The organism is Bradyrhizobium sp. SZCCHNRI1029, from assembly GCF_032487555.1.
Taxonomy (GTDB): domain Bacteria; phylum Pseudomonadota; class Alphaproteobacteria; order Rhizobiales; family Xanthobacteraceae; genus Bradyrhizobium.
In genome coordinates this window covers 179,114-196,297 of record NZ_JAUEUK010000003.1, presented here as the reverse complement: position 1 = coordinate 196,297, position 17,184 = coordinate 179,114, and the positions used below count along the sequence as shown (strand labels likewise).

At 65.3% G+C, this 17,184-nt stretch carries 16 protein-coding genes; 14 read left to right on the top strand and 2 right to left on the bottom strand.

Annotation, left to right across the window (positions count from 1 at the left end; all coding sequences use genetic code 11):
- Nucleotides 1-609 precede the first annotated feature (609 nt).
- Nucleotides 610-2,925: an ATP-binding protein gene (locus tag QW861_RS10045; RefSeq protein WP_315750995.1), complete on the top strand. Its 2,316-nt coding sequence runs from the start codon at nt 610-612 to the stop codon at nt 2,923-2,925.
- A gap of 18 nt (nt 2,926-2,943) precedes the next feature.
- On the opposite strand, the gene erpA is transcribed toward QW861_RS10045, so the two are convergent.
- Nucleotides 2,944-3,285 (bottom strand): iron-sulfur cluster insertion protein ErpA, encoded by a 342-nt coding sequence (gene erpA, locus QW861_RS10040; RefSeq protein ID WP_315711699.1) that lies wholly within the window; start codon nt 3,283-3,285, stop codon nt 2,944-2,946.
- Nucleotides 3,286-3,396: 111 nt separating this feature from the next.
- Here erpA and QW861_RS10035 point away from each other — a divergent pair, with 111 nt between their 5' ends.
- The 12 genes from QW861_RS10035 (at nt 3,397) to surE (ending at nt 15,783) form a co-directional block, all read left to right on the top strand.
- Entirely contained in the window at nt 3,397-4,563 is a 1,167-nt protein-coding gene (locus QW861_RS10035) for a deoxyguanosinetriphosphate triphosphohydrolase (protein ID WP_315711700.1), read from the top strand.
- 8 nt (nt 4,564-4,571) lie between these two features.
- On the top strand, nt 4,572-6,368 hold the full coding sequence (gene argS, locus QW861_RS10030; protein WP_315750997.1) for an arginine--tRNA ligase: 1,797 nt from the start codon (nt 4,572-4,574) through the stop codon (nt 6,366-6,368).
- A 95-nt stretch (nt 6,369-6,463) separates the two neighbouring features.
- A complete protein-coding gene (locus QW861_RS10025) occupies nt 6,464-8,014 on the top strand; it encodes an SPOR domain-containing protein (protein WP_315750999.1) in 1,551 nt (516 codons plus the stop codon).
- Between the two features lie 42 nt (nt 8,015-8,056).
- Nucleotides 8,057-9,085, top strand: coding sequence for a beta-N-acetylhexosaminidase (gene nagZ / locus QW861_RS10020; RefSeq protein ID WP_316192976.1), 1,029 nt, complete (start codon nt 8,057-8,059; stop codon nt 9,083-9,085).
- Entirely contained in the window at nt 9,082-9,921 is an 840-nt protein-coding gene (locus tag QW861_RS10015) for a ScpA family protein (RefSeq protein ID WP_315751001.1), read from the top strand. The genes nagZ and QW861_RS10015 overlap by 4 nt, the downstream gene beginning before the upstream one ends.
- Before the next feature lie 19 nt (nt 9,922-9,940).
- On the top strand, nt 9,941-11,038 hold the full coding sequence (scpB, locus tag QW861_RS10010) for an SMC-Scp complex subunit ScpB (protein WP_316192975.1): 1,098 nt from the start codon (nt 9,941-9,943) through the stop codon (nt 11,036-11,038).
- A gap of 276 nt (nt 11,039-11,314) precedes the next feature.
- The gene (locus QW861_RS10005; RefSeq protein ID WP_006614346.1) at nt 11,315-11,548 is read left to right on the top strand and encodes a twin-arginine translocase TatA/TatE family subunit; all 234 of its coding nucleotides are present in this window, start codon (nt 11,315-11,317) and stop codon (nt 11,546-11,548) included.
- Between the two features lie 112 nt (nt 11,549-11,660).
- The gene (gene tatB, locus QW861_RS10000; protein WP_315711712.1) at nt 11,661-12,188 is read left to right on the top strand and encodes a Sec-independent protein translocase protein TatB; all 528 of its coding nucleotides are present in this window, start codon (nt 11,661-11,663) and stop codon (nt 12,186-12,188) included.
- The gene (tatC, locus tag QW861_RS09995) at nt 12,185-13,000 is read left to right on the top strand and encodes a twin-arginine translocase subunit TatC (RefSeq protein WP_315827526.1); all 816 of its coding nucleotides are present in this window, start codon (nt 12,185-12,187) and stop codon (nt 12,998-13,000) included. The genes tatB and tatC overlap by 4 nt, the downstream gene beginning before the upstream one ends.
- A gap of 126 nt (nt 13,001-13,126) precedes the next feature.
- On the top strand, nt 13,127-14,458 hold the full coding sequence (serS, locus tag QW861_RS09990) for a serine--tRNA ligase (protein ID WP_315751008.1): 1,332 nt from the start codon (nt 13,127-13,129) through the stop codon (nt 14,456-14,458).
- Nucleotides 14,459-14,560: 102 nt separating this feature from the next.
- Nucleotides 14,561-14,920 (top strand): hypothetical protein, encoded by a 360-nt coding sequence (locus QW861_RS09985; RefSeq protein WP_315751010.1) that lies wholly within the window; start codon nt 14,561-14,563, stop codon nt 14,918-14,920.
- A 95-nt stretch (nt 14,921-15,015) separates the two neighbouring features.
- Nucleotides 15,016-15,783 carry a 5'/3'-nucleotidase SurE gene (gene surE, locus QW861_RS09980; RefSeq protein WP_316192974.1) on the top strand — a complete coding sequence of 256 codons (768 nt, stop codon included), beginning with the start codon at nt 15,016-15,018 and terminating at the stop codon, nt 15,781-15,783.
- Between the two features lie 8 nt (nt 15,784-15,791).
- On the opposite strand, the gene QW861_RS09975 is transcribed toward surE, so the two are convergent.
- The gene (locus QW861_RS09975; protein ID WP_315711720.1) at nt 15,792-16,175 is read right to left on the bottom strand and encodes a response regulator; all 384 of its coding nucleotides are present in this window, start codon (nt 16,173-16,175) and stop codon (nt 15,792-15,794) included.
- A gap of 267 nt (nt 16,176-16,442) precedes the next feature.
- On the opposite strand from QW861_RS09975, the gene QW861_RS09970 reads away from it, so the two are divergent.
- Entirely contained in the window at nt 16,443-17,090 is a 648-nt protein-coding gene (locus QW861_RS09970; RefSeq protein WP_315712607.1) for a protein-L-isoaspartate(D-aspartate) O-methyltransferase, read from the top strand.
- Nucleotides 17,091-17,184 lie beyond the last annotated feature (94 nt).

The window sequence follows — 17,184 nt, the reverse complement described above, 5'->3', positions numbered from 1 at the left end:
ATTTGCCCTGTCCAGTCCCGGTGCGAAAAATATCGTGGTTTCGCTTTTACAGAATTCATGCTCCTATGTCGCCGTCCCGCCCCGGCACGAGGGGCGTATCGCGATCGTCACGACACGCGGGGTGGGATGCGATGGGCGTCGTGGGCCGCAGCATGGCGTGATGCCGTGCGGACGAACGGCACAGGGCGCACGCCGAAATCGCATGGTCCTGGTCTCCCGACGCTGAGGCCACGCCGGTGGTGACGATGATCCGCCGGTCACGGGGGCAAGACAGCCCGGTCCCCGGGGAGAATGCGTATAAGGCGTAGAGCCGTCGTGCAGGGAATGCCGGTTGACCGGCTGGACCTGTGGTGACTGCCGCCTGCTTTCTTTCTGCAGGCGGGCCATGGGTTGCGGCCAGCACCCGGCATTCCCTGCGCCCTCGACCTGAACGAGGGGGAAACGGACGATCATGACTCGGGCACATCGTGCCGCGGGAACGATGAGCTGCATCCGGCGCTGCCAGCGCGCGCATTCGGAGGTTCCGTAATTCTACGGGCGGAACAATTAACGCGGCTGAAGCAGCCGATCAGGCATGGCAAGGGACCACAAGGAAAGCATCGCGCCCTCATGAATTGGCCTGGGGATCCCACGAGTTCGAAGCGAACCGCAAGCGCCAGTCCGCTGGGCGCGTTCTTCCTTTGGATCGGCGGCTTCGGCGCCATCGAGGGTCTCGACGACGAAGCGCTGACCGAGCGCGATCGCCGGCGCATCCGGGCGCGGCAGGTCGATGCCGTCGCGCGCCTCGTCCCCGTGACAATCGGCATCAATTTCGCGAACGCGGCCATCATTCTCGGCGTGTTCTGGAACACCGTCTCCAATCTCTTCCTCATCGCGTGGGGCACTGCGATCGGCGTGGCCGGCGGCATGGCGCTGCGCGGCTGGTGGCGCGCGCGCAAGTCGCGGCCGCAGGAGGCGTCCGAGCGCGCCATCTCCCGGATGACGCTGCAGGCGTTCTTCTTGGCGACGATCTGGGGATCGCTGCCGCTGATCGTGATGCCGCAGGTCGATCCGCATCTGCAGATCATCGTGGGTTCACTGATGACCGGGATGATCTCCGGTGGCGCGTTCGCGATGTCGAGCGTGCCGCGGGCTGGTCTCGCCTACACCTGGACCTTGATGCTCGCCTCGGTGGGCTCGCTGTTTCTGTGCGGCGGCGCGACCTATCTCGTGCTCGTCGTGTTCCTGCTGCTCTACACGTCGTTCATGGTGCGGCACCTGGTGTCGCACGGCAACGTGTTCCTGGAGAACCTGAAGGCGCAGATCCGGCACGAGCGCCAGAACGAGACGATCTCGCTGCTCCTGAAGGAATTCCAGGAAAACGCCGCGAGCTGGCTGTGGCAGACCGATGCCGAGGGCCGGCTGATCGACGCGCCGCAGCGTTTCGCCGACGTGGCCCAGCTTCCGCTCGATCAGCTCAAGGGCGAGCGGCTGATCGATACGCTGAAATATCTCTGCCCGACCGATACGGCGACGCTCAAGACGTTGGCCGATCGCATGGCGCAGCGGCTGTCGATCCCGGAAATTCTGATCCATGTCGTGGTGGCTGGCGGCGAGCGCCGCCGTTGGGCGCTGACGGCGCGGCCGGCGCGGGATCACGAGGGCAAGTTCGCAGGCTATCGCGGCTTCGGCCGCGACGTCACCGAGCGCTGGCGGGCCGAGCAGGCGGAAGCCGAAAGCCGTGCCAAATCCGACTTCCTGGCAATGATGAGCCACGAGATCCGCACCCCGATGAACGGCGTGCTCGGGCTCGCCTCGACCTTGCTGGAGACCAAGCTCGACGACGAGCAGCGTCACGCGGTCATGACGATCCGCGAGTCCGGCGACAACCTGCAGCGCATCCTCAACGACATCCTCGATTTGTCCAAGCTCAACGCCGGCAAGCTCGAATTCGAGACGGTGGATTTCTCGCCGGCGGCGCTGGTCGAGGCGGTCACCGCCATCATGGGCGTCAACGCGAAATCGAAGAGCCTGCTGGTCAATGCGGACATCGATCCGAAGCTGCCGCCGGCGCTCAAGGGCGACGTGGCGCGCATTCGTCAGGTGCTGATCAACCTGGCCTCCAACGCGGTGAAGTTCACCGAGCAGGGGGGCATCACCATCGCCGTAGCCTGCCGCACGCGCGACGACCACAGGGCGACGATCGAGTGGCGCGTCTCCGACACCGGCATCGGCATTCCCGCCGATCGGGTCGGCAAGCTGTTCACGGATTTCGCCCAGGCCGATGCCTCGATCAACCGCCGCTTCGGCGGCACCGGGCTCGGGCTGGCGATCTCCCGGCGGATCATCGAGCAGATGGGCGGGGTCATCGCGGTGTCGTCGGTGCAGGGCGAAGGCTCGACCTTCCGCTTCAGCCTGACCTTGCCGTGGAGCGACAAGCAGGTGTCCGATCAGCGCGGCGACCGGGTCGGCGCCGGCGACCTCAAGGCACGGATCGAGGCACTCGGCCGTCCCTTGCGCGTGCTGATCGCCGAGGACGACGCCACCAACCGCATGGTTGTGTCGAAGATGCTGCAGGAGTTCCCGGTCGATAAATGCATCGTTCCGGATGGCGTGCAGGCGGTGAAGGCGGCCGACGAACAGGAGTTCGACCTCGTGCTGATGGACGTTCGCATGCCGGAAATGGACGGCATCGCCGCGACCCGGGCCATCCGGGCCAAGGGTGGACGGCTCGCCGAGCTGCCGATCATCGCGCTGACCGCGAACGCCTTCCCGGACGACATCAAGCAATGCCGCGAGGCCGGCATGACCGACTTTCTGGCCAAGCCGTTGCGCAAGCCGGCCATGGTGGCGGCAATGCTGAAGGCGATCGGAACGCCCGCGCCAAACGTCGAGGCGCCGGCGCTTGCGCCGTCAGATGTCCCGGCTGCGACGGCGGAGGCCTGAGCCGACAACGAGGGGACGCTAGACCGAGAAGCTGGTGCCGCAGCCGCAGGAGGCGGTGGCGTTGGGATTATTGACCCGGAACGAGGCGCCCATCAGGTCGTCGACGAAATCCACCTCCGAGCCGGCGAGGAATGGCACCGAGGCCGGATCGACCAGCACGACCGCGCGATCGCGCTCGATAACGAGATCGTCGTCGGCCTTGGCGCGGTCGATGTCGAACTTGTACTGGAAGCCGGAGCAGCCGCCGCCTTCGACCGAGATGCGCAGCATCGCGCCGGCGCTCTCCTTGCCGAGGATCTCTCCGATGCGGCGGGCGGCGCGTTCGCTGATGGTGACGGGGCCGGTCGAGGCATCAGTCATGGCAGGAGGTCTCCGAGGTAGCGCGTCATGCCCTATTCATTTGGTGCCGGGCGCTCCCCATAGTTAAGTGGGCTCCGCCGAGGAATCAAACCGCAAAAGGAACAATCGCCCGTGTCGGTCGGAATGGCTGCCCCCCGCGCTCCCTATTCCTGCGATCCCGATCGCAGCCGGGGCCGCCTGTTCGCCGAGCCGCCGTCCCGGACCCGCAGCGCGTTCCGCAGGGATTGCGACCGCGTCATCCATTCGACCGCCTTCCGCCGGCTGAAGCACAAGACCCAGGTGTTCGTCTTCCACGAAGGCGACCACTACCGCACCCGCCTGACCCATTCTTTGGAAGTGGCCCAGATCGCCCGCGCGCTGGCCCGGCAGTTCGGCCTCGACGAGGACCTGACGGAGACGCTGGCCTTGGCGCATGATCTCGGCCATCCGCCGTTCGGCCATGCCGGCGAGCGCGCGCTGAACCGCTGCATGGCGGACCATGGCGGCTTCGACCACAATGCCCAGACATTGCGCATCGTCACGTCGTTCGAGCAGCGCTACCCGGATTTCGACGGACTCAACCTGACCTGGGAATCGCTCGAGGGCATCGTCAAGCACAACGGGCCGTTGCAGGAGCCGATCCCGCCGGGAATCGCCGAGTTCAATACCCGGTTCGACCTGGAGCTGTGGAGCTACGCCTCGCTCGAGGCCCAGGTCGCGGCGCTCGCGGACGACATCGCCTATGACGCCCACGACATCGACGACGGGCTGCGGGCCGGCCTGTTCACGGTCGACGACCTCAAGGAAATTCCCCTGCTGGCCGCGATGATCGCCGAGATCGATCGCCAATATCCGGCGCTCGATCCGATCCGGCGCGGCGCCGAGCTGGTGCGCGAGCTGATCTCCTACCTGATCGCCGCCGTAGCGGCCGAGGCCGAGCGCCGGATCGCGCGGGCGCAGCCGATGTCGCCTCACGACATCAGGCGGCACAGCGGGCCGCTGGTGGCATTTCCGGCCGATGTGGCCGAGCATGAGGCGACCATCAAGGGGTTTCTCTGGCAGCGGATGTACCGCCATGAGCGGGTGATGCGGGTGATGCGCGACGCCGAGCGCATCGTCGCCGACCTGTACGGCCGCTACCATGAGGACGGTTCGACGCTGCCCGCGGGCTGGCTGGACGGTTGCGACGGCGAGGGCGATCGGGCTCGCCGCATCGGCCATTTTATCGCCGGAATGACGGACCGTTTCGCCTTAACGGAGCACCACCGGCTTTTTGACTCGACTCCGGATTTGCGTTAGGCGGCGGCATGGTTGAACAAGCGTCCACCCCCTATCTTTTCGCCGACATGCTGGCCCGCGTGCACGCGATCTGCGCCGCGCTCGCCAAGGATGGCGGCTGGCCCGAGGGCATCGATTTTTCGCGCGTGGTCGTCGAGCCGCCGCGCGACCCGAGCCATGGCGACATGGCCACCAACGCGGCGATGGTGCTCGCCAAGGAGGCGAAGGCTAAGCCGCGTGATCTCGCCGAGCAGATCGCCCAGCGCCTGCGCGAAGATGCGCTGGTGGCGAAGGTCGACGTCGCCGGTCCGGGTTTCATCAATCTCACTTTGCAGCCGACGGTTTGGGCGAAGGCGCTGGCGACGATCCTGCGCGAAGGCGCCGAATACGGCCGCGTTGCGCCGGTGCCGGGCACGCCGAAGGTCAACGTCGAATACGTCTCGGCCAATCCGACCGGGCCGATGCATGTCGGCCATTGCCGTGGCGCCGTGTTCGGCGACGCGCTATGCAGCCTGTTGCAGTTCGCCGGCCGCGACGTCACCCGCGAGTACTACATCAACGATGCCGGCGCTCAGGTCGACGTACTCGCGCGCTCCGCCTTCCTCAGATATCGCGAGGCGCTGGGCGAGGACATCGGCGCCATTCCGGAAGGGCTCTATCCCGGCGACTATCTCAAGCCGGTCGGGCAGGCGCTCGCGGCCGAGCACGGCGACAAGCTCAAGGCGCTCGCTGAGACCGAGTGGCTGCCGATCGTGCGCGACAAGGCGATCGCGATGATGATGGCCGAGATCAAGGATGATCTCGCCGCGCTCAACATCCGTCATGACGTGTTCTTTTCGGAACGCTCGCTGATTGCAGGCAGCACCAACAAGGTTGCCGACACGATCGAGTTCCTGCGCGAGCGGGGCGACGTGTATGAAGGCCGTCTGCCGCCGCCCAAGGGCGCGCCGGTGGAGGATTGGGAGGATCGCGAGCAGCTTCTGTTCCGCGCCACGGCCTATGGCGACGACGTCGATCGTCCGCTGATCAAGTCGGACGGCAGCTACACCTACTTCGCCTCCGACATTGCCAACCACCGGCACAAGTTCGAGCGCGGCTTCGCCGACCTGATCGACGTATTCGGCGCCGATCACGGCGGCTACATCAAGCGCATGCAGGCGGCGGTGAAAGCGGTGACGGCCGGACAGGCCGTGCTCGACGTCAAGGTCGTGCAGCTCGTCAAGCTGTTGCGCAATGGCGAGCCGGTGAAGATGTCGAAGCGCTCCGGCGACTTCGTCACCTTGCGGGAAGTTGTTGATGAAGTGGGGCGCGATGCGGTCCGTTTCATGATGCTCTACCGCAAGAACGACGCCGTGCTCGATTTCGACCTCGCCAATGTCATCGAGCAGTCGCGCGACAATCCCGTATTCTATGTCCAGTATGGCCACGCGCGGGGGCATTCGATCTTTCGCAATGCGCGGGAAAGCTTCCGGGACCTGCCGGAGGACGAGGGGGCGCGGTTAGCGTTCCTCCGCGAGGCCAACCTCGAAAAACTCTCCGACTCGGCCGAACACGACCTCTTGAAACGCCTGGCACTGTACCCACGTACGGTGGAGAGCGCAGCGCTGGCGCATGAGCCGCACCGGATCGCCTTCTACCTGTATGAACTTGCAAGCGAATTTCACGCCCTCTGGACGCGGGGGCGGGATTTGCCCTATTTACGCTTCATTATCGATGATGATGCAGAATTGACCAAGGCACGTTTGGCCATGGTTCAGGGCGTCGTCTCGGTTCTGGCGTCGGGACTTGCGATCTTGGGCGTTAATGCTCCTGATGCAATGCGCTGATTGGGGGAAACACACGACTTCAGTTGGGGGCCTCAATCTGGCAGGGTCCGCCTTAGGACGCATATGCGGCTCACCCGCAGGGACGCTTCATCACGATGGCTGATCGTTACCAGGACAGACCCTTTCCCGCTGATGGTTTTGGCCGTGGTGGAAACCAGCAGGCCGATGCCGATCCGCTCGCCGAACTCGCTCGCCTGATCGGGCAGAACGATCCTTTTGCCGCCTCGGGCCGGGCAACTCCGCAATCTCAACCGCGTCCGATGGCGCGCCCCGCGGCGCCCGCGCCGGAACAGCCGGTTCCCGGCATGCCTCCGGCCGGCGCTCCGGCCTGGATGCAACGTGCCCAGCCTGCCGCCGCCAACCCCTTCGCTGACATCGGCCGCGAGCCGCCGCAGCCGGCGCCTGCACCGCCGGCCTTTCCGGCGGGCTATCAGGATCCGCGCGGCCAGCCGGGTTTCCCGGACCAGGATTTCGCGCCCGCGCCCGCTCCCCGGCAGCAGCAGGGTTATCCGAACGCGGAGTTCGCCGATCAGTTGTCCAAGCTCGACTACAGCGTCGGGGAATCGCGCCACGGGTTCGCCGAGAATGACCGCGACTACAACCGCGACAACGGCTTCGACGACAACGAGCCGGACTCCTCGCGCTATGACGATGCGCTGTTCGGGCAGATGGGCTCGGGACAGCAGGGGTTTCAGGGCGACAACGATTTCCAGGACGGCCAATACGGCTATCAGGACGGTTACGACGAGGGCGAGGAAGAGGAGCGGCCGCGGCGGCGCAGCGGAATGAGCACCGTGCTCGCCGTGCTGACCCTTGCGGTGGTCGGCACCGGCGGCGCCTACGGCTACAAGACCTACATCTCGTCCGGCCGTACCGGCGAGCCGCCGATCATTCGCGCCGACAACAGTCCGACCAAGATCATGGCCCAGCAGGATCCGACGCCGAAGGTGCCGGATCGTCTGCTCGGCAATGACGGCGGCGAGAAGCTGGTGTCCCGCGAGGAGACGCCGATGGATCTGAACGCCCGCGGCGGCAATCCGCGCGTGGTGTTCCCGCAGATGAACCAGAATGCGGCTCCGCCACCGGTCAGCGCCGGGGCGGCCCCGATGTCGCAGATGGCCAACGCCAACGGCATTTTGCCCAACAGTGATCCGCGTCCGATCAAGACGCTGTCCGTGACGGGGGGCAATCAGGCCGCTGCGGCCGATCCGCCGATGCCGGCGACGCCTGCAACCAAGCCGGCGGCGACGCCGAAGGGCCGCAAATCGCCGGCCAACGCCAACGCGTCGGCCGCCAACGACAGCCCGATGCCGCTGACACCGCAGCCGGCCGCACCGGCGCGCATCGCCGCGGCCGTGCCGGTCACCGAGCAGACCCAGACCGATCGTACCGGCGGCTACCTGGTCTCGATCTCGTCGCAGGCCAGCGAGGCGGAGGCGATGTCGTCCTACAAGGCGGTGCAGGACAAGTACGGCGCCGTGCTGGGCAAATATGAGCCGATCATCAAGCGGATGGATCTGGGTGAGAAGGGCGGCGTCAGGTACCGCGCAGCCGTCGGACCCTTCGCGACGAAGGAAGAGGCCAACAAGATGTGCGGATCGTTGAAAACTGCCGGCGGACAGTGTTTCCCGTTTAGCAACAATTAAGGCCTGCTTGACCGGCCCCGAGGCGGGGTCTATGCGGCCCGCATGACCATGCGGGCTTTCATTACCGGCATCTCCGGGCCTGATCTCACCGACGCCGAGCGCGCGTTCATCGGCGAGTTCAGGCCCTGGGGCTTCATCCTGTTCAAACGTAACGTCCAGTCGCCCGCCCAAGTGACTGCACTGGTTGAGGAATTAAGGGCCTGCGTCGACCGCGCCGACGCTCCGGTCCTGATCGACCAAGAGGGGGGCCGGGTGCAGCGGCTGGGGCCGCCGCATTGGCCGGTCTATCCCGCCGGCGTGGTGTTCGACCGTCTCTACGACCTTGATTCGGCCGCAGGCGTCCGTGCCGCCTGGCTCAGCGCTCGCCTGATCGCCGACGACCTGCTCGCGCTCGGCATCACCGTGGATTGCCTGCCGCTCGCCGACGTCCCTGTCGCGGGCGCCGATGCCGTGATCGGGGATCGAGCCTATGGCACGACGCCAGAAAAGGTGGCGGCGATCGCCCGGGCGGTGACGGAGGGGCTGGAGCAGGGCGGCGTGCTGCCGGTGCTGAAGCACATTCCGGGGCATGGCCGGGCCACCGCCGACACCCATTTCCGGCTGCCGACCGTGGACGCGCCAGAAGCGGAACTCGACGCAACCGATTTCGCCGCGTTCAGGCCGCTGGCCGACCTCCCGATGGCGATGACTGCACATGTTGTGTTTAGCGCGATCGACGCCGCCCATCCGGCCACGACTTCTGCGACAATGATCGAACGGGTGATTCGCAAACGGATCGGGTTCCAGGGTTTGTTGATGAGTGATGACGTTTCCATGAACGCGTTGGCCGGATCGATCGCCGAGCGCACGCGTGCGATCGTGGCGGCTGGCTGCGACATGGTTCTGCATTGCAACGGCAAGCTCGACGAGATGCAGGCCGTGGCCGCCGAGACGCCGGAGCTTGAAGGGCAGGCTCTGATCCGCGCCGATCGCGCGCTTGCGGCGCGCAAGGCACCCACAGGCTTCGATCGTGACGCCGCGCGCGGCGAGCTCGACGCCTTGATCAACCGGCTGGGATCCGCTAGCGCATGACCGCTGAAATTCTGTCGTTTGAAACCGGCCGTCCCACGACGGAGCTGGCCGAGGCCGAACCGGCGTTGGTCGTCGACGTCGAGGGCTACGAGGGCCCACTCGACCTGCTGCTCGCGCTGGCGCGGCAGCAGAAGGTCGACCTTGCCAAGATCTCCATCCTGGCGCTCGCCGACCAATATCTCCAGTTCATCGAGGCTGCCCGCAAGATCCGGCTGGAGCTCGCCGCCGACTATCTCGTGATGGCGGCCTGGCTCGCTTTTCTGAAGTCGCGTCTCCTGTTGCCCGAGCCGCCAGCGCAGGAAGGTCCGAGCGCCGAGGAGATGGCCACGGCACTTGCCAACCGGCTGCGCCGGCTGGAGGCGATCCGCGAAGCCGCCAATCGCCTGATGAACCGGCCCCAGTTCCAGCGTGACGTGTTCCCGCGCGGCAACCCGGAGGCCATAGCGGAGGTTCGTCGTCCCAAGTTCACCGCGACCCTGTTCGACCTGCTGTCGGCCTATGCCATCCAGCGGCAGTCGCGCGTCGTCACGTCCGTTCATATGGCCAAGCGCACGGTCTGGTCGCTTGCCGAGGCCCGCGCCTCGCTCGAGCGTCTGGTCGGCATGACCGAGGTCTCGGACGATTGGGGATGTCTCGACGACTACCTGCTGGACTACGTCGTCGAGCCTGCACAGAAGGCCACCGTCTTCGCATCGAGCTTTGCGGCCGTCCTCGAGCTGGTTCGCGAAGGCAAGCTCGAGCTGAACCAGAAGCAGGCGTTCGCGCCGCTGTACTTTCGTAAGCGTCCACCGATCCAGCCCGGCGCCATGGCTGCGCCGGACTTGACGGTTGAGTAACGAACAAGGAGACCCTGCCATGGCAAGCTTGGCGGAACTGCGCATGGAAGAGCCCGACGAGATCGCGATCGAGCCTGTAGCGCGCCCCGAAGAGTTGCGTATCCTCGAGGCTCTCCTGTTTGCCTCGGCAGAGCCGCTCGAGCAGGCTGCGCTCGCCAAGCGTATGCCTGAAGGTGTCGACATCAAGGCCGCACTGGCGCAGCTGCAGGCGGAGTACGCCAATCGCGGCGTCAATCTCGTGCGCGTCGCCAACAAGTGGACCTTCCGTACCGCCGGCGACCTCGCCTGGCTGATGACGCGCGAGAGCACCGAGACGCGCAAGCTGTCGCGCGCGGCGATCGAAGTTCTGGCCATCGTTGCCTATCACCAGCCGGTGACGCGTGCCGAGATCGAAGAGATCCGCGGCGTCGTCACCTCCAAGGGAACGCTGGACGTTCTGCTGGAGACCGGCTGGATCAAGCCGCGGGGGCGCCGCAAGACGCCGGGCCGTCCGTTGACCTTCGGAACCACCGATGCGTTCCTGGCTCAGTTCAGCCTGGAGACCCTGGGCGATCTGCCTGGCCTGGAAGAGCTGAAGGGAACCGGCCTGCTGGATTCCCGGCTGCCGACCGGCTTCACCGTCCCGACGCCATCGGACGATCCGACGCTGCGGGAGGACGAGGAGCCGCTGGATCCGGGCGATCTCGACCTGGCGCTTGCGCCGGCGGTGGAGGCCGAGCCTGGCGAGGCCGAAGCCGCGGAAGACGAAACGGCCGAGATGGAAACGGTCGCAGCCGACACGGCTGCGGCCGAGGTCGCCGAAGGCCAGATGGCGACCACTGAGGCCGCCGTTCGGGACGACACCTCGTCGCAGGTTGCCGTTGGCGATCTGGAACTGCCGGGCGCCGATGCGGAAACCGAGATCACCGAGGTGGACTTGGCCGTCGAGCAGATCGAGGTCGAGCCGGACGACGAGGCCGTTATCGAGGTCGTCGAGCTGTCTGCCGACGCTGACGCTCAGGCAGACGACGAGGCAGAGGCCGAGGCCGAGGTCGACATGGCGGATGAGGAGATCGACGCGGCCGATGACGCGCACGACCGCGATACCGACGACGACGGCTCGCCGCACCAAAGCTAGCGGCCGGGGCTGTTAACACTCGCGTTATTACGTAGGTCCGGCCGCGAATTGTCGGACCTTAAGTGCTTGTTTTTGGGGGCGTTGGCGCCTACCTTCCGGCCAGATTGGGCTGTCCGCGGGCCGTTTTCGGCTGATGCGCCGCGTTCGTGTTGATGTTTCGCAATCGAATGCTAGAAGCGAAGTGTCGCGGTCAAGTCCATGGATATGACGCGGTTTCGGCGGTAGCGTCGACGGGCAGTCGGGTGAAGGCTGCGCCGGTGTTTGGAGGGTTGCAGGATGGGTTCGCTTAGCATTTGGCACTGGATCGTCGTGATCGCGGTCGTCCTGCTGTTGTTCGGGCGCGGCAAGATTTCCGATCTGATGGGCGACGTCGCGCAGGGCATCAAGGCGTTCAAGAAGGGCATGCAGGACGACGACAAGGCGCCGGAGAAGACCGAGCCCGTCAAGTCGATCGATCACGGCGCCACGCCTTCGGCCACCCGCACGGATGTCGGCAGCAAAGCCGTTTGATCTGCGCGTGAAAGGCGCCGGCGGCGCGCTCCCGCAGGGACGGCACCGGGACCTGTTCAGACAGGCCCGGATAGGCGGGATCAGAGGCGTCGTCGCGTAGGCGGATTGTTTCATGTTCGATATCGGCTGGAGTGAGCTGCTCGTCATTGGGGTCGTCGCGTTGATCGCGATCGGTCCCAAGGAGCTTCCGGGCGTCCTGCGCATGGTCGGGCAATGGATCGGCAAGGCGCGCCGGATGGCCTCGGAGTTCCAGGGCCAGTTCCAGGAGGCGATGCGCGAAGCGGAGATGGCCGACCTCAAGAAGAGTTTCGATGAGGTCCGCGAGGCGGCCAGCGGTTTCACTCCGACCGGCGTGATCTCCTCGTTGCAGCGCGACGTCGACAAGGCTCTCGATATCGAGGGGATCGACAAGCCCGCCGAGCCGGCGCCCGCATCGGATGTGGCTGCTGCTTCGCCCGAGCCTCCTGTGATGACCCCGACCACCCCCGAACCTCCAGTGGCCGAGACCTTCGCAGAGGCTGAAGTCCATCAATCCGTGGGCGAGCCGCTGGCGATCGTCCGTGAAATCAAACCCGAGCCACAGCCTGAAATGTCTGCGTCAGCAGAAGCTGACCGCCCGAAGGACGCCAAAGCGTCATGACCGTCGAAGATATCGAGGCCAGCAAGGCCCCGTTGATGGACCACTTGATCGAGCTGCGGTCGCGGCTGATCAAGGCGCTGATCGGCTTCGGCGTGGCCTTCATCTTCTGCTTCTTTTTCGCCAAGCAGATCTACAACATCCTGGTGCTGCCGTTCGTCTGGGTCGCAGGTGCCGAGAACAGCAAGTTCATCTACACCCAGCTGCTCGAATATTTCATCACGCAGTTGAAGCTCGCGATGTTCGGCGCTGGTTTCATCTCGTTCCCGATCATCGCGACGCAGATCTACAAGTTCGTGGCGCCGGGGCTGTATCGCCACGAACGCAATGCTTTCCTACCCTACTTGATAGCGACCCCCGTCTTCTTCGTGCTTGGCGCCATGCTGGTCTATTTTGCGGTGTGGCCGATGATCGTGCGCTTCTCACTGGGCATGCAGCAGCTCGGCGGCCCCGAGACGGCGCAAATCGCGCTGATGCCCAAGGTCGGTGAATATCTGTCGCTGATGATGTCGCTGATCTTCGCCTTCGGCATCGCGTTCCAGCTCCCGGTCATCCTGACCCTGCTCGGCCGCATCGGCATCGTCACCTCGCAGATGCTGAAGGAGAAGCGGCGCTATTTCATCGTGATCGCCTTCATCATCGCGGCCGTGCTTACGCCGCCGGACGTGCTCAGCCAGGCCTCGCTGGCGCTGCCGCTGCTGGCGCTCTACGAGGGCGCGATCATCGCGGTCGGCATCGTCGAGAAGCAGGCGGCTGCGGCCAAGTCCGGCTCGTCGTCCGGCTCGGGGAATCTCCCGGCCGACCCTTCCGAATAGAACGGTTGCGCTCGGGGACATCCCAGGGCGTTGCCTGTTCCCATCCGGCGCCATTCGCGGTAGTGCAGGCCGGCCCGCGAGCCCAGGCGACTCGCCGATACTCTTCGTTCCCAGGACCGAACGACCATGCACGACATCAGATCGATCCGTGACAATCCGCAAGGTTTCGATGTGGCGCTGACGCGCCGGGGTCTGGCACCGCTGTCGTCGCATCTGCTCGCCATCGACGAGCGGCGGCGCGCGGCGATCCTGGCCTCCGAGCAGGCCCAGGCCCGGCGCAACGCCGCCTCCAAGGAAATCGGCGAGGCCAAGAAGGCCAAGGATGACGCGCGCGCATCGGCGCTGATGGAGGAGGTCGCCAAGCTCAAGACCACCATGCCGGAGCTGGAGGCAGCCGCGAAGCAGGCGGATGAGGAGCTGGCGCGCGAGCTCTCGGCGATTCCCAATTTGCCGCTCGACGAGGTGCCGGACGGCAAGGACGAGCACGACAATGTCGAGCGCCACATGTTCGGCGCCCGGCGCAACTACGCCTTCGCGCCGAAGCCGCATGATGATCTCGGTGCGGCTCTTGGCACCATGGACTTCGAATCGGCTGCGAAGCTGTCGGGCGCGCGCTTCGTCGTGCTGAAGAGGGGCCTGGCGCGGCTCGAGCGCGCGCTCGGGCAGTTCATGCTCGATCTTCATACCAATGAGCACGGCTACACCGAGATCAATCCGCCGCTGCTGGTACGCAACGACGTCATGTTCGGTACCGGCCAATTGCCGAAATTCGAGGACGACCAGTTCTGGGCCGTGAAGGGCGAGCTGATTGCAGAGCCGGATGATCGCCTCAAGACCGAGCGGCTGGGTCTCATCCCAACTGCCGAGGTGGCCCTGACCAACCTGGTGCGCGAGTCCATCGTCGATGAGAAGGAGTTGCCGATGCGGCTCACGGCGCTGACGCCGTGCTTTCGCGCCGAGGCGGGCGCCGCCGGCCGCGACACCCGCGGCATGATCCGTCAGCATCAGTTCACCAAGGTCGAGCTGGTCTCGATCACGACGCCGGAGACCAGCAAGGACGAGCATGAGCGCATGCTGGCCTGCGCCGAGGAAGTGCTGCGCCGGCTCGATCTGCACTATCGAGTCATCACGCTGTGCACCGGCGACATGGGCTTCTCCTCGCAGAAGACCTACGACATCGAGGTCTGGATGCCCGGGCAGGGCGATGGCGGCGCCTTCCGCGAGATCTCCAGCTGTTCGGTGTGCGGCGACTTCCAGGCGCGCCGCATGGATGCACGCTATCGCGGAAGCGATGGCAAGCCGCGCTTCGTGCACACATTGAACGGTTCGGGCACGGCTGTCGGCCGTGCGCTGATCGCGGTCATGGAGACCTATCAGCAGGCCGACGGCTCGATCGCGATTCCCGACGTGCTGCAGCCTTATATGGGCGGCCTCAAGGTGGTGGCCGCGGAGCCATAGCGTCGCGGCAAATTGCATCCGCTCAGGTCGCCGCCATTGCGTACGCGCCGGCGGGTCGTATCCTCGGTTCTGTTCAGCAATTGCTTTTCAGATACCGGCATCATGGCTCTGCATCGGGATATTTTCTGGATCGGGCGGCAATGGGCCGTCACCGGCTCCGGCATCCAGGCGGTCGATCAGCGCCTGAAGGGAGCATTCGATATCGAATCCTCAAGGGTCTGGGACGAGGGCCTGCACGACTCGCTGCGCGATCAGGCTTGGTTCAACCCCGTCGACTTCGAGAAGGCGTTGAGTGTCGCGCGGGTCCGGTTTGCGGCAGTGCCGCGGACGGAGCCTTCAGCGGTGCCGGCGCCTCCTGTCCAGCAGGCACCCGGCGGATCCGGCACATCCAGCCTACCGTTGAGGCTGGGCACGCGAGGGCAGTTCGCCAGGTTCCTGCCGCAGTGGCGGATCCGGCATTGACCGGGTGGTGCCGCAGCGCGCTCAGGTTTGCCTCGATGCTGCACAGCAGATAAGACACCCCCGAACGATGCTTTCGGAGGGACGGAAGGTTGGCCATGCGGATTCTCTGCACCAATGACGACGGAATCCATGCGCCGGGTCTCAAGGTGATCGAGGAGATCGGACGCGCCCTGTCCGACGACGTCTGGATCGTGGCTCCCGAACTGGACCAGAGCGGCGTGTCCCATTCACTCTCGCTCAATGACCCCCTGCGGCTGCGTGAGGTCGGCCCGCGGCATTTCGCGGTGCGCGGCACGCCGACCGACTGCGTCATCATGGGATCCCGTCATATCCTGGGGGTGAAGCTGCCCGACGTGGTGCTGTCCGGCGTCAACAAGGGCCGCAACGTTGCCGAGGACGTGGTCTATTCGGGCACCATCGCCGGCGCGCTCGAAGGCACCATTCTCGGTCTGCCGTCGTTTGCCCTGTCGCAGGAATTCAGCGTCGCAACGCGTGACAAGCCGTCTTGGGACACCGCGCTCAAATTCGGCCCGCAGATCGTGCGCAAGGTGCTCGAAGCCGGCGTGCCGAGGAATACAGTGATCAACGTCAACTTCCCCGCCTGTGCACCGGAAGAGGTCAGGGGCGTCGTGGTCACCCGCCAGGGCAAGCGCAATCTGGGCTTCTTGAAAGTCGATGAGCGGCGCGACGGCCGCGGCAACCCCTATTTCTGGATCGGCTTCGACCGGGCTGCCGCGCTCGATGTGCCCGACGAGGGGACGGACCTCGCAGCTCTCGCGGCGCGCTACGTATCAGTGACCCCGCTTCGCCTGGATCGCACGGACGAGGCGTTCTCCGGCAAGCTCAGCGACATTCTCGGCTGAAGCGCCTTCTACCCCTGTGGCCCAGCGCCACGCAGGGCATGGTCGATCGCCTTTCCGAGCGTCTCGAGCTGGAATGGCTTCTGCAGGGCCGGCCGGTCGCGATATTCTTCCGGCAACCCCGACGAGCCGTAGCCGGTTGCGAAGATGAAGGGACGGTTGCGCGCCTTGATGAGATCGGCCACCGGCGAGATGACCTTGCCGTTGACGTTGACGTCGAGAATGGCGACGTCGAAATAGGTGCTCTCGGCCAGCCGCATCGCTTCGCCGATTTCGCCGGCTTCGGCCGCGACGGTGTAGCCGAGCTCTTCCAGCATGTCGGCGACCATCATTCGGATCATGACTTCGTCTTCAACCAAAAACACAGAGCCGCGCGGCGGCCGCGGTGCAGTCATGATGTCAGTCCTTGCCCATACCCGATTTGACGCTCGCAAATAACGGCTTATGGCGCAACGTCAACAATGTCGTCTTTCACGGTCGTGCGGCGTGGGCACGATCGCCCATAAAGTGAACGAACCGGACCCGACTTGGTTCCTTGTGCGGAACGCGGTCCGTCGTCGGGACCATGACGGTGCATCCGGTTGCGACGGGTGTGCGGAAAATCGGTGCGCAACCCTCGCCCGGCAGGTAAATTGCGCACGAGCCCACCAACCGACATCCCGATGCCCCCAGCTGCTCCTCCCGAGAAAATGATGTTTCAGCTGACCCTGCGTCGGCGGGGGATCAGCGATCAGGCGGTGTTGCGCGCGATGGAAGAGGTGCCGCGGGAGGAGTTCGTTCTGCCGGCCGACCGCCCGGAGGCCTATCGCGACAGCGCGATGGCGATCGCCTGTGGGCAGACCATCAGCCAGCCCTTCGTCGTCGCCTACATGACCGAGCAGCTCAAGCTGCAGAAGTCCCATCGTGTACTCGAAATCGGGACGGGGTCAGGATACCAGGCCGCGATTCTGTCCAGGCTGGCCACCAACGTCCTGACGGTGGAGCGCTTCCGGACATTGGCCGACAAGGCCAGGGAACGGTTGGAGAAGCTCGGCTGCTTCAATGTCGAGGTCATGCTCGGCGATGGCTACGCGCTGCCGCCGGGGGGCGGCCAATTCGACCGCATCATCGTAACGGCGGCGATGGACGAGATTCCCCAGAGCCTGCTCGACCGGCTGGAGCCGGACGGTATCCTGATCGCGCCGGTCGGGCCGCAACACGGGGTGCAGACGCTCGTCAGGAGCACGCGGACGGGTGATCGTTTCGACCGAAAGGAGCTCGTCGACGTGCGATTTGTGCCGGCAATTCCGGGGATTGCGCGCGAACTTTAAACGTGCGGATCAGCAGGCCGCACATCGCTTTATTCGCGGCTTAAGCGCTTATTTACCGCGGCTGTGTTTACTCGAATTCGTTGTTTGTTGCGTA